This is a genomic window from Rhodococcus sp. DMU2021 (assembly GCF_019641445.1).
GTDB lineage: Bacteria > Actinomycetota > Actinomycetes > Mycobacteriales > Mycobacteriaceae > Rhodococcus > Rhodococcus pyridinivorans.
The window spans coordinates 1-12,230 of record NZ_JAIFKB010000040.1 but is presented as its reverse complement, the minus strand read 5'-3'; the positions used below and the strand labels follow the sequence as shown (position 1 = coordinate 12,230).

The following is a 12,230-nucleotide window of genomic DNA, read 5'->3' as shown; positions in this document are numbered from 1 at the left end:
GGCATGTTCTGGGCGGAGAGCAGGATCATCTGGGCGCGCCGCCAGGTCACCACCGATCCGGTGCCACGGCGGATGATCCGCACCAGCCGCTTGCCTTCGTCGTCATCGAGTTCTCGCACGCGTACTCGTTCTGCCACTCGACCAGGTTGATCGATCCCGTGGCCGACACGCCGCAACCGGTCGGCGTGTCGGCGAGAACGGGGCAAAGGTTCACGGGTGCGGCACGAGAACCGCCGACGCCCGACGCCTGTGGTGCGCTACGACGAAGACCTGGGACGACGCCGCGAAGTGAGATGGCAGCGAGACCACCGAAGACGAACCGCTCCAACGACGAGTCGGACCCCCGGACCCGGACGACGAAGCACCGCTTCGTCTTTCCGTGGTATTGGATCGCTACTCGTCGCCGGCGTTCCCGACCTCAAGCATAGACCGGGAGCTTCAGAGCTTCTCGTAGACTTGTCTCACCACCAGGAATCAACGGTGTCACTCGCACTCCGTCCGCTACACCGACGACCACGATGTCCGCGATCAGAGACTGAAGGCCCGAGGGCGTGCCCACGTAGGTCACGCCTCGGTACGGAGTGGCAATCCCGAGGTTGTTCGCCGACGTGACGTTCGAGCGGGCCTCCTGCGCCGTGTTGCGGACGTGCGCGGCGATCTCTAGCAGAATGGTGCGACCTGCCATGTCGTTGCCCGTTCGTCGCCACGTGTCCACCAGACCGTCACGTATTCGCAGGGCGGTACTCAGGTCCGGCGCCGATACGACATGGACGCTGTCATTATCCTTGTTCGGCGCGCGAACCGGCGCGGTTGCCAGAACTACGACTGGCGGTCTGCTCCGGAGTTCACAGGTCATGGCGATTGCCCGGAACGAGATTCATGTAGAGCCAGGATGACTCCGGCCCGACACCTGCCAGGTCCCGCCCGCAGGCCTCAAGAACGGCGGGTGCGGATGTCACGTGCTGAGTTCCAGCGTGAACGTCTCGGAAGAGTTGTTGCAGCGCTCCGCTTCGCAGTGCGGTGGTGCCGGCGGCACGGTAGACGACGTTGCTGACACTTTCCGCCATTCTCGTTGCGTGGTACAACGCCAAACGGACGCGCGTCTGCTGCTCGTGGGTGGGCTCGAGACCACAGGTGATTCGCGCTTCCACGTCAGACCACGCTTGGTGAACGAAGTCATGGGCAGCGTGCCACTCGGCCTCGGCTGCACCGTAGTTCGCGTGGAACGTGGCACTCTCCGCGAGCGAGCCGGGGCGGCCGACCTTACTGCGAACGAGATCGGCGAGCTCGTCAAGCATCCGGCGGCTGACGCCGAGCGCCCAGGCCGAATGGCCAATGATCGAGAGGTGCATGATACCGAGTCGGAGAACGCTGCCACCGCGAAGAGGGACCGTCGTAGGGCCTACATGGGTGAAGGCAGCCGGCACGTACACGTTGTCGATGCTGTAGTCGATGCTGCCGGTGGCGCGTAGGCCCATCACATCCCAATTGTCAGACAGCGTTGCTCGACTCTTGGGCAGTACGAAAATCAAGGCCTGGCCGGTCTCTTCGACGACGCCGAGCGTATGAATCCACTGGGCGTGTTTGATACCCGATGCAAAGTTCCACTCGCCGCTCAGGCGGTAGCCGTTTCCGTCGCGAACAGCCCTGCCGGGGCGTGTTCCTTGCCCCGCGACAACCGGCAAACGTGTGCCGGAGAACATCTCGGCAACCGCCTCGTCACCCAGATAGGCGCCACCGGTGCCGGTGGCGAGGGATGCCGCCATGACGACCCACGCCGTGGAGGGGTCCGCCTCGGACAGCGTCTGGAGTATGTCCAGCGAGCGGACGGGGTCGACCTCGCTGCCGCCGAGCTCACGCGGGGTCCACATGCCGAAGAGACGGTGCTCGTGAAGCGCATCTTCGACCAGGGTCGTCAAGTGTCCGCTCGCCTCGTTGTGGGCGGCTTGTTCGCGAAGCAGCGGTGCCAGGGCGCGCGCGCTCGCAAGTAGGTCGGTCGTCGGATCGGACTCTTGTGCGGGAACAGCTGTGGTCACTGTCGTTCTCCTGAATTCTGGGGTGCGGAATTGTGCGGGTGGGCAATGGTGCGGATTGGGATGGGCGTGACCGGTCAGGCCAGGAAGGTGGTGACCGCCTCGGCGACAGCGTCGAGCTGTTCTCCGTACAAACTGTGTCCGCAGTCTTTGACGACCATGAGCTCGGCACCGGGAACGGCCGCGGCGTACCGGCGAGTGTGCGAGGGCGGAACGATCCGATCATGCATCGCAGCGACAATTCGAGTCGGCGTTCGAACTTGCGACAGACGTCCTTCGAGATCCGGCTGCTCGAGCCGAGGTCCTGCGATACGACGTAGAGCTGCCATCGCCCTCGTTACCCCAGCTACCTGATCCTCGGTGGGCGGTGTGGCGAGGATGCTGCGGACGAGTTCGTCGTCGTGATAGAGCGCCGGGATCAGCTCGTCGGGCGCCATGGACAAGATGTCGGCGATGGGGTCCTCTGCGTCGTACAGACCGGCGGGGGCAAGGAGGACCATGCGGCGAAAGCGGGCGGGTGAGCGGATGGCGAGCGCTGCTGCCGTCCACCCGCCGAATGACGTTCCCACCAGATCGACCACGTCGAGGCGTGCAGCGTCGAGAAACGCCAGGTAGTGATCCACGAGACGGTCCATCGAGGTGATCGCGGTGAAGTCGTCCGAGTTCCCGAAACCGGGGTGGTCGGGTGCGAACACAGTCGATTGCGCTGCCAATTGCTGGTGGAATTCGGTCCATGTTCCGCCGTCTCCGGCGGAATGCAGGTAGAGCATCGGGTGACCAGAGCCGGAGCGAAAGCTCGCGACGGTCCCGCCCGGGACGGGCACGTGCAGTAGCCGTTCGGGGTTGGTCAGCGTTTGTGTGTCGTCCATGGTCAGCTCCACATGCTCGTCGGGGTTCGGCACAAGTACGTGTGAGATGTGCCACGCTCAACGTAAGCACCGCTCCCGACTATCACGAGTCGGAAACTGCGGTGGTGATCCACTTTCCGCGGCCGAAGAAGTATCGGCGGAAATGCTCAAAGCTGCAGCGGGATGGGCAGCCGGGTCCACCCCTGCGTGTCAGCATGAGTTGAGTCCAGCGGTTCACAGCAACCCCGCCTGCAGGGCGAGATACGGATCAACCCGACGATGACGATGTCCACCCCTATGACGGCGCATACGCCGACGCAGTCCGTACCGGAGCGCCGGACGCGACGCAGGTCGCCGACCGGGGGTACCTGTGGCACAACCTCGTAGGTGCGGTGGAGGACACAGTGGTCCGACACCGCGCCGACCTGCAGCCAATTCAGCCCTCTGCTGACACGCCGGATACTCCGACACCGAGGCTGACTACACACCGAGCTGCACTATCGAATCCGACGGGTGCAACGCTGGCGCCACCGTCACGGACGGTCGCCTGCCCACGCGTACCCGAGAGCGCCACACGGCTGTGCACGAACTGCTCGCGCAGGGGCAGTCGATCTCGGCGATCAGCCGGACCCTGCGCCTCGACCGCAAGACAGTACGCAGGTTCGCTCGTGCCGAGCACGTGGAGGAGTTGATGACTTCCACCCGCACCTCGGGTAGCCGTGTACTTCGTGGGTTCGAGTCCTACCTGCGTGAACGTTTCGCGGCCGGGTGTACCGACGCGGCCGTGCTCGCCGGGGAGATCACCGAACGCGGATACCGCGGTAGCGCCAAGACCGTCCGCCGGTTCGTGCACTCCCTACGCACCGCACAGAAGCTCCAGCCCACCCCGCCGGCCGCCCCAACGGTGCGGCAGGTCACCGGATGGCTGACCTGCCGCCCGGATCGTCTGACCGACGAGGACAGTCGGAGTCTCGACGAAATCCTCACGCGCAGTACTGCACTGACCGCCGTGGGTCGCCACGTTCGCGGCTTTGCCGCGATCATGGTCGAGCGTCGCGGACACGATCTGATCGACTGGATGAGCGAGGTCGATGGTGCCGGGTCCCCTGCTCTACGGTCCTTCGTCGCGGGCTTACGACGGGACCTCGATGCGGTCACCGCTGGCCTGACCCTCGAACACGACTCCGGCCCTGTCGAAGGCCATGTGGACAGAATCAAAATGCTCAAACGGCAGATGTACGGCAGAGCCAACCTCGACCTGCTCCGCAAGCGAGTCATTCATCTCGAATGATTCAGCACTACAACGCCTTCACAAAAAGTGCGACAGATCCACTTTCTTATGGCCATGGACAGACACATTCCGCTACGGTGACGTTCGTCCGCGCCTTATGTCGTTGAACCGGGCGGTGGACGCGACACACCATCCGATCGGCTGATTCACCGCGCAGCCGGCACCTCACTACAAGCGGAGAATGGCATGACGTACGAGGACGAGCTCCCCGGGGTTCACGACTCCACGAGCGAAGTCGCCGCCCCGTCGACCAGCGCCCCACAGCCGACCGACACCTGGACCAGGATCACCACCGTGGATGCGCTCGAAGCGAAGCACAGAACGGAGGAGGTGCTGGCATGCAGTCATACGTTCACCGTCATCGGGCGCGGGCGGGACCAAGCATTCGAGGCACGGGTTGCGCACTCATCTCTCGCCGATGTCGGCATCATGACCTCGGTCTACGGCAGCGCCGTCGAAATCGTCTGTCGCCCGCCCATGCCCACTGTGACCGTGAGCCTGGTGAGTCGGGGGTCCATCGAGTTCCTGGACGAGCGGGGCCGGACGACCGCGACGGTGGTGCCGGGTCGCGGCGCTGCGGTGGCCTACGACCGGGCGGTCAGAATGACATGGGCACCCGGCACCGAACAGGTGATGCTCGTGATCAGAAAAGACGCGGTCGAGACTGCGTTGGCGTCGATGCTGGGTGACGAGCTGGACGAGCCTCTCCGGTTCGATGCGTTGGTCGATTCGAACGGGACAGGACAGGCCGTCGTCGGGCTGGTCGGGACACTGGGCCGATTGCTCTCCGTCGAGCACCCGCCCGGCGGCGCGTCGGTGCTTGCACGCGAGTTGGAACGGTCAATTGTCACGTCACTGTTGACCACACAACACCACAATTACTCGGGTCGGCTTCTCGTAGAGCGATCGGTGATGTCATCCAAGACGGTTCGTCGCGTTCTGAACTACATGGAGCAGGCTCAGGGTACGCCCGTTCGGATGAGCGATCTGGTGCAAGTCGCGGGCGTGAGCGAACGCACGCTGCACGACACCTTCAACCGACAGTTGGGCACCTCCCCGATGGCCTACCTCCGGGCGCTCAGACTGGAGTCCGCTCGTGCCGATTTGTTACGTCACACGTCCGATCCCGCCGTGTCCGTCACCGACATCGCATTGAAATGGGGTTTCAATCACGGCGGACGTTTCGCCGCGGCTTACCGCAAGAAATTCGGCGAATCGCCGTCGGAGACGCTGAGGCCGTGAGTCAGGGCCGGCGTCGGCGCCCCGTTCTCGACGTCGAGATCGTCGATCTAATCGGGATGCGGGGCCCAGACCGAGCTGTCCTCGGCTCACGGTTGCGGCTGGACGGACGGGCGCGCCGATGGCGCCCGACAGTCACCGAAGAGTCCGACCACACACGATGTCGGTGATCTCGTCGGGCGCCGACAGGAACGGTGAGTGGTCGGATTCGATCTCGAATACCCGATCAGCTCGTGCAGCCATGGCGCGTTGAGCTGCTACTGCGATGACCCGGTCTTGTTTGCAGACCACGTAGGTACTCGGCACTGTCATCCAGGCCGGGTTCGGGATCGGACGCTCGGGAACAGAGCTGTACATGGGCCGCAGACGAGAAGCCGCATCCGCGGCGACAGCACGAGGAGTTGTGTTGTAGAGAACGGCCGGGTCCCCCGCGAACACGAGCGCACCGTCCTGCCGGCGAATCATTGCCGACTGGAATTCCGGGGACTGCCAACTTGCAGGGTCGACCGCGGGAGCACGCGTCGGCGAGGGCATCCTCGCCGCGATGAACAGCAAGCCGTCCGTGTCGTGTGCGCCTGCGCTGACCACGAGCCCCGCGTAGGAGTGCGCTACGACGATCACGGGCCGCTCACCTGCCGCCGCGATCGCGGAACGGACCGCGTCGACGTCATCGTCGAAAGAGGTCAGCGGGAGATCCACCGCTGTCGAGTCGTGTCCACGCGACTCGAGGCGGTGAATCACCTCCGACCAGCACCAGGCCCCGTGGTTGGCGCCGTGGACGAGAACAACGAGTGCTGGAGTCAACGCCACGTGTTGTTGCTCGCATGCTCACCCGTCAGCCACGATTCCAGGTCGGCGTGTGCGGTGCGTCGCCGCTCGGCATCGGACTGCTCGACGCCGTCGGCATCGACGGTGAACTCGAGGAGCAGACCGTTGGGATCGGCGGTGTAGAGGGAACGGCAGTAACCGTGCTCGAGCACGTAGGTCTGCTCGGGGTTCCAGCCGGAAGTGCGCAGGCGCTCCGCGATTGCTTCCTGCACGTCGGCCGTGACCTTCAAGGCGATGTGCTGGAACGGCGAGAAGGGCATTTTCGGGCCGAACTGGCGCTGGTCTTCGTCATCGACGAACTGGAAGAAAGCGAGAGCGCTTCCATCGCCGAGACCGTAGAACGTGTGGCAGTAGGTGCGCATCTTACCGAACAACTCGTCCGACTCTTTCCACGTCGCGACCAACGGTAGGCCGACGATGTCCTCGTAGAAGGCGCGAGTGGCGGCCTGGTCCGACGTGACGAAGGCGTTGTGATGCAGGCGCGAGGGCAACCCCGAGGTGGGGTGGGGGGCGGTAGTAGCGGTGGCGACGGACGTGTTCATCGGAGTGGTCCTTTCCGGACTTCGGTGGTGGTGAAATTGCAACAGTCGGTGTGGGTCACGTGAATCACGCGTGAGTGCATCGAGAAGACGCGTCGGCGCGATGGCAACGGCACGTTGTCGTGATAGCGAATCATCTGTGAATGGAGGGCCTGGCAGAGAAATTCACGCCGAGGTGGCCGCACGTAGCGTGGTCAACTGAAAACGGTGATACAGAATCGGCGCGTCGTCGGGGCCGCCCACCTCGCTGTCGAGCACACGAGCGACCACCATTATGTGGTCACCTAGCTCGGCACGCGAGTGGACTTCGGCGTCGAGTGACACGAAGGAACCGCGGATTCTGGGCAAACCCCGTGCGGACGGATACCAGTCGACGCCGTCGAATCGGTTCGACGCTGGGCCCCTGAACTTTTCGACAACCTCGTGTTGATTATCGGCGAGAACGCAGAAGCTGAGTCTCGTCATGTCGACTATCGACGTGAAGGTGTTCGACCGACGGTCACCGAAGAAGCCCACCAGTGCTGGGTTGGACGAAATAGGTACGAACGATCCTACGACCATCCCCAACGGAGCGCCGTTCACGGTTCCGGACACCACTGTCACCGTCGTCGGCAGCGAGCGGGCCATCAACCTGAAGTCCCTGTCGTTCATCTCAACCCCTGACATCCTGTGCCTCAACGACTTCGGCGTGTGAGACAAAAGTCTCACGACTAGTCGCCCACCTCAATCCACAATCCGCGAACCAGGGAACAGAGGCTGCAGATACCGGACAGACGGTGGCGGCGGCCCCGGAGGGGACGCTCGGCGCTGCGTGCTGTGACGACCCCAGCCACGACCACTCGGACATGAAACGGGCGGTGTGCCGGGAGGCACGGCGGCAACAGCTCGTCGGCTGTGGGAGACTGGCTTGCAAAAGTGAATCAGGGTTCCCGGTGATGCCGGCCCGCGTCGAGGACTTCGAGCATCTTTACCGGGGCGGGGACGTACGCGAGGCCTGGTGGATCGGCCGACGCTGCCATGCACTCCAATCGGTCGATATTCGTTCGGCGGCCGCCAGTAACAGCGGGAGATAGTCCGAGGTCAGTACCTCCACGGGGGTTTCCGCGGCGTGCACGGTGATGTTCATGGCGGCACGGGCGACTCCGCGTCCGTCTCGGACCGGAACGGCGATGGATCTGACGCCGGGGGCAAGATCCTGGTCGGCCAGTGCCCACCCACGTTCGGCCGTCTGGTCGAGCAGTTCATCGATCTCGTTTGACGTGTAGGGCTTCGCTGCGATGCCCGACCGGCTCGGTTCGGCGAGCCGCTGGTGCACCGCGGCGCGGTCCATCGCCGAGAGCAGGGCACGTCCCTGCGAGGTCACCATCGCGGGGAATCTCGTGCCTATGTCTACTCGTAACGAAATCAGTTTGGGCACCGCCACGCGCGCAACGTACACGATGTCGGACCCGTCGAGCTGCGCCATCGACGACGACTCGTCCGTGGCGGCGACCAACCCCTCAAGGTGGGGCCGCGCCATGTCCCACAGATCGAGCGCCCCGATGTAGGCCATGCCCAGTTCCAGTACGCGTGGGGTGAGGACGTACCCGGAGCGACCGGATCGGACGTACCCGAGTTCTTCGAGTGTCAGCAGGATTCGGCGCGCCGTCGGACGCGCGAGGTCCGTTCGTGTAGCGACCTCGGCCAGTGACATGATCGGCCGATCGACGGAGAAGCTGCGCAGGACGTGAAGACCCCGCGCCAGAGCTTCGATGAAGTCCGGTCCCTGACCGCGTTCGACCACGTCGGTTCCTTCCTCTACGTCTGTCCGACCGATTGTCGACCGTCCGAGTCTGCCCCGGCGCAGGCGCCCGCGAGTGCGCCCCGTCCACATGCCTGGTGCCGCTTCCACCTTGACACACGATCTGTGGACCGGGCACAGTGGGTTCACTGCAACGGACCACTGTCCGCTAGACGGACAAAATCCGCCTGAACTGTAATATCTCGGAGTCTTTGCTTTAGTAGGCACCGCTCAACCCCGTTCTCGACCGTCGCGATCCGCTCCGACGGCATCGGGTCCGAAGGGCGGCATGACAGACAAGACCGTCGGCGACTCGGCGGTTGCCGCACCGACAGCCTCGCCAGGAAAGGACGTGACCTCGTGGATCTCACGGGCACCTCAACTGCACGCCCGCTCGACGGGATCCTCATCGCCGACCTCTCCCGAGTCCTCGCCGGACCGTACGCCACGATGTTGCTGGCCGACATGGGCGCCGAGGTGATCAAGGTCGAGAGCCCAGGCGGTGACGACACCCGATCTTGGGTTCCGCCCGTACGTGAAGACGGCGTCTCGACGTACTACGCCGCGATCAACCGCAACAAGAAGTCGATCGTGCTCGACTTCCAGAACGACGACGATCTCGCGGTCGCGCACGCGCTGACCGGCCGCGCAGACATCGTGGTCGAGAACTTTAAACCTGGCGGGCTGCGTCGCTTCGGGCTCGACTACGGCAGCGTCCGGGACCGCAACGAGTCCGTCATCTACTGCTCTATCAGCGGATTCGGTTCCAAGGAAGGCGCCTCGCTACCTGGGTACGACCTGATCGTGCAGGCGATGTCCGGGCTGATGAGCCTGACCGGTGACCCCGACGGGCCCGCCTATCGCGCCGGCATCAGCGTGTTCGACGTCATGGCCGGGCTGCATTCCACGATCGGCATCCTCGCTGCGCTACGGCACCGTTCCGAGACCGGAACCGGGCAACACGTCGAGACCTCCTTGCTGGCGTCGGCGATGAGCGGCCTGGTCAACCAGACCTCTGCCTACGTTGCTGGCGGCGTCACTCCGCACCGGATGGGCAATGCACACCCGAGTCTGTTCCCGTACGAGCCGCTGCCCACCGCCGACAACGATCTGATCGTCACCGCCGGCAACGACGCTCAATTCCGCAAACTCGTCGAAGTTCTCGGCGTCCCGGAACTGGCCGACGATCCCCGCTTCGCCAAGAATGAAGATCGAACCGAACGCCGCGAAGAACTGCGCCCACTGCTCGTCGAACGGTTGAAGACGCAATCCGCGATCCACTGGTTCGACAAGCTCAACGAGGTCGGGGTTCCCAACGGGCCGATCAACACGATCGCGCAAGGACTGCAGTACGCCGACACGCTCGGCCTCGAACCGGTCGTGCAGGTCGGCCCACCCGGAGACACCGTGCCCGGGGTGCGCAACCCCATCACCTTCAGCGGCTTCGCACCGCGCTACGACCTCGCCCCGCCAACCCTGGGGCAGGACGGCGACGAGGTGCGGGCGTGGCTCGGTGCCGCCACCGCAATGACGACGAGCACCGGGCAGGAAGAACGATGACCGACACCACCGGGCGCCCCGTCCGTACCGAATTCCCTACCTCACTGGGTACTTCCTCGGCCACCGAGATCAAACTCCTCGGTCAGGACCTCGCAGGTGACCTCATGGGCAAGGTCGGTTTCGGCGAGCTCGCCTTCTGGATGGTCGCCATGCGCCGGCCCACCTCCGGAGAGGTGCGCGTGTTCGAGGCGGTCCTCGTCGCCCTCACCGATCACGGCTTCACCCCGACCGCCATCGCTGCACGTGTAACCTATCTCAGCGCCCCCGACTCTTTGCAAGGCGCACTGGCAGCCGGTCTCCTCGGTGGCGGATCACGATTCCTCGGTGTCACCGAGGACAGCGGCACATTCCTCTCCGCCGCGCTCGCGGCGCACACCGCCGACGGCAGATCCCTGCCTGATACCGACGAAGGTTGGGACGAGCTTGCCCTCGACGCCATCGCTCGGCAACGCCGAAGCGGCAAGCTTGTGCCCGGTCTCGGTCACCCCAACCACAAGGACGGTGACCCCCGCACCCCGGTGCTGATTAGTATTGCCGCCGAAGAAGGAGTGCGCGGACCTCACCTGCAACTGTTCGAGGCTATCGGGCGGATGAGCGGCCGCGGCGTCGGACGACACCTGCCGCTCAACGGCGCCGGGGTGTGCGGCGCTGCTCTCGCCGACCTGGGACTGCCGACGGAGATGCTGCGCGGGTTCGCGTTGCTCGCCCGCTGCGCCGGGTTGGTCGGGCAGCTCGCCGAGGAACGTCGCAACCCCATCGCTAACGACATCTACATGAACGCCGACCGCGGCGCGTATTACGTCGACCCCACCGGCTCCAACCCCACCGGCGCCGACCCCGCCACCTGACGACTCGATCCCACGAGTATCGCTACCCGAGGAGACTCACCCATGGCGGCCTGGGCAGTCTCTGCTTGTCCACGAGCGAAGCGCAGGACATGGCCGACCTGGCCGGCACCGGCCAACTCGACCTCTCCGTCCTCGAGTACCACACCTTCCCCCTCGAAAAGATCAACGAAGCCCCCGACAGCCTTCCCACCCGGCACGGCGCTTCTCCAACTTCATCCTCACACCCTGACCAGCGCCTGGTAGCAGGAAGCGGAACTCATGGAAGCCCTCGACACCTGGACAGGCATCGCCGCTCCCCTCCGTCGCGACGGGATCGATACCGACCAGATCTGCCCCTCGGAATTCATGAAACGGATCACCCGCACCGGCTACCAGGATGGCCTGTTCGCGACCTGGCGCACCCAAACCGAGTTCATCCTCAAGCAAGCCCTACACCGAGGCGAGCATCCTGCTCGCCGGAGCCGACTTCGGTATCGGTTCATCGCGCGAGCACGTCGTATGGGCATTGCACGACTTCGGATTTCGCGTGGTTCTCTCGCCAAGCTTCGCCGACATCTTCCGCGGCAACGCCGCCAAAGGCGGCCTCCTCGCCAGCGTCGTCACCCCCGCTGACCTCGGCGCACTGAGTCAATCCGTCGAAGCCTCCCCCACCGAGGTCGTCACCGTCGACCTGCGCGCCCGCACCGCCACCCATACCGACCTGACCGTCGGCTTCGACATCGACGATCACACCCGACACCGCCTCCTCCACGGCCTCGACGACATCGCGGCAACCCTGCAGACCGGCACACAAGCACGTCGACAGCGTCACCGGCAGAGACCACCCCGATGTCTTCGCCGCCGATCAAGACCGCAACGACCGAGGTGCCAACACCACCGGCAACCCCGCCGATCCTGGGACGTCGTGGAGTCATCGCGGCTTCACCCCGCAATCCCCGGTCTCAGGATTCCCCAAATACCACGTGCCGTTGCGGGACGTCAGCGACATCATCACCATGTAGCGCCGCGGCGTGTCGGGCGATCTGCCTCGAAATGCTGTGTCACCGTGACGATTCGCACCGCGCGGTCTCGACTGTCTGCGGGCCGGTCCTCGGAGTCCAGACGGACATCGTCGGCACCCAGTCGAGCTTTCGCGTGCACGAGTGCTAGTGCCGCATCAGGCTACGTTCGCCCTGTTCACGATTTCGCGTAGCCGTTGATCCTCGGCGTGCTTGTTGCGCCAGATGATGTAGCTACGGATCATCGACCCCTGCTCCCGATGACT

At 64.6% G+C, this 12,230-nt stretch carries 11 protein-coding genes and 2 pseudogenes; 5 read left to right on the top strand and 8 right to left on the bottom strand.

From position 1 onward, the window contains the following. The 3 genes and pseudogenes from K3M35_RS26780 to K3M35_RS24820 all read right to left on the bottom strand — a co-directional run. Positions 1 to 137, bottom strand: a pseudogene (locus K3M35_RS26780) (IS630 family transposase); the annotation flags it as partial. A 708-nt stretch (positions 138 to 845) separates the two neighbouring features. Continuing rightward, on the bottom strand, positions 846 to 2,036 hold the full coding sequence (locus K3M35_RS26775) for an acyl-CoA dehydrogenase family protein (RefSeq protein ID WP_193902707.1): 1,191 nt from the start codon (positions 2,034 to 2,036) through the stop codon (positions 846 to 848). A gap of 74 nt (positions 2,037 to 2,110) precedes the next feature. Then, the gene (locus K3M35_RS24820; protein ID WP_220667182.1) at positions 2,111 to 2,902 is read right to left on the bottom strand and encodes an alpha/beta fold hydrolase; all 792 of its coding nucleotides are present in this window, start codon (positions 2,900 to 2,902) and stop codon (positions 2,111 to 2,113) included. A gap of 670 nt (positions 2,903 to 3,572) precedes the next feature. Between K3M35_RS24820 and K3M35_RS24815 the strand changes: the two genes are divergently transcribed. Further along, a complete protein-coding gene (locus K3M35_RS24815) occupies positions 3,573 to 4,172 on the top strand; it encodes a transposase (RefSeq protein WP_374107788.1) in 600 nt (199 codons plus the stop codon). A 186-nt stretch (positions 4,173 to 4,358) separates the two neighbouring features. Then, the gene (locus tag K3M35_RS24810; protein ID WP_220667180.1) at positions 4,359 to 5,414 is read left to right on the top strand and encodes an AraC family transcriptional regulator; all 1,056 of its coding nucleotides are present in this window, start codon (positions 4,359 to 4,361) and stop codon (positions 5,412 to 5,414) included. A 132-nt stretch (positions 5,415 to 5,546) separates the two neighbouring features. On the opposite strand, the gene K3M35_RS24805 is transcribed toward K3M35_RS24810, so the two are convergent. The 4 genes from K3M35_RS24805 to K3M35_RS24790 form a co-directional block, all read right to left on the bottom strand. Next, positions 5,547 to 6,221, bottom strand: coding sequence for an alpha/beta fold hydrolase (locus tag K3M35_RS24805; protein ID WP_220667179.1), 675 nt, complete (start codon positions 6,219 to 6,221; stop codon positions 5,547 to 5,549). Then, entirely contained in the window at positions 6,212 to 6,781 is a 570-nt protein-coding gene (locus K3M35_RS24800) for a VOC family protein (RefSeq protein ID WP_193902703.1), read from the bottom strand. The genes K3M35_RS24805 and K3M35_RS24800 overlap by 10 nt, the downstream gene beginning before the upstream one ends. 162 nt (positions 6,782 to 6,943) lie before the next feature. Then, positions 6,944 to 7,429 (bottom strand): flavin reductase family protein, encoded by a 486-nt coding sequence (locus tag K3M35_RS24795; RefSeq protein WP_220667178.1) that lies wholly within the window; start codon positions 7,427 to 7,429, stop codon positions 6,944 to 6,946. Between the two features lie 316 nt (positions 7,430 to 7,745). Further along, positions 7,746 to 8,561: an IclR family transcriptional regulator C-terminal domain-containing protein gene (locus tag K3M35_RS24790; protein WP_220667177.1), complete on the bottom strand. Its 816-nt coding sequence runs from the start codon at positions 8,559 to 8,561 to the stop codon at positions 7,746 to 7,748. 357 nt (positions 8,562 to 8,918) lie between these two features. Between K3M35_RS24790 and K3M35_RS24785 the strand changes: the two genes are divergently transcribed. The 3 genes from K3M35_RS24785 to K3M35_RS24775 all read left to right on the top strand — a co-directional run bounded on the left by K3M35_RS24785 (position 8,919) and on the right by K3M35_RS24775 (position 12,158). Further along, positions 8,919 to 10,118 carry a CaiB/BaiF CoA-transferase family protein gene (locus K3M35_RS24785; protein WP_220667176.1) on the top strand — a complete coding sequence of 400 codons (1,200 nt, stop codon included), beginning with the start codon at positions 8,919 to 8,921 and terminating at the stop codon, positions 10,116 to 10,118. Continuing rightward, positions 10,115 to 10,966: a citryl-CoA lyase gene (locus K3M35_RS24780; RefSeq protein WP_193902700.1), complete on the top strand. Its 852-nt coding sequence runs from the start codon at positions 10,115 to 10,117 to the stop codon at positions 10,964 to 10,966. The genes K3M35_RS24785 and K3M35_RS24780 overlap by 4 nt, the downstream gene beginning before the upstream one ends. A 376-nt stretch (positions 10,967 to 11,342) precedes the next feature. Further along, positions 11,343 to 12,158 carry a hypothetical protein gene (locus tag K3M35_RS24775; RefSeq protein WP_259444451.1) on the top strand — a complete coding sequence of 272 codons (816 nt, stop codon included), beginning with the start codon at positions 11,343 to 11,345 and terminating at the stop codon, positions 12,156 to 12,158. Here the strand turns inward: K3M35_RS24775 and K3M35_RS26770 are convergent. Beyond that, positions 12,123 to 12,230, bottom strand: a pseudogene (locus tag K3M35_RS26770) (IS630 family transposase); the annotation flags it as partial. The gene K3M35_RS24775 and the pseudogene K3M35_RS26770 overlap by 36 nt on opposite strands.

Bases quoted from the DNA above. Each gene is read 5' to 3' on its own strand.
- K3M35_RS24815 (WP_374107788.1), top strand. From the start codon at position 3,573: ATGACTTCCACCCGCACCTCGGGTAGCCGTGTACTTCGTGGGTTCGAG.
- K3M35_RS24780 (WP_193902700.1), top strand. From the start codon at position 10,115: ATGACCGACACCACCGGGCGCCCCGTCCGTACCGAATTCCCTACCTCA.
- K3M35_RS24810 (WP_220667180.1), top strand. From the start codon at position 4,359: ATGACGTACGAGGACGAGCTCCCCGGGGTTCACGACTCCACGAGCGAA.
- K3M35_RS24800 (WP_193902703.1), bottom strand. From the start codon at position 6,781: ATGAACACGTCCGTCGCCACCGCTACTACCGCCCCCCACCCCACCTCG.
- K3M35_RS24795 (WP_220667178.1), bottom strand. From the start codon at position 7,429: ATGAACGACAGGGACTTCAGGTTGATGGCCCGCTCGCTGCCGACGACG.
- K3M35_RS24775 (WP_259444451.1), top strand. From the start codon at position 11,343: ATGGCCTGTTCGCGACCTGGCGCACCCAAACCGAGTTCATCCTCAAGC.
- K3M35_RS24820 (WP_220667182.1), bottom strand. From the start codon at position 2,902: ATGGACGACACACAAACGCTGACCAACCCCGAACGGCTACTGCACGTG.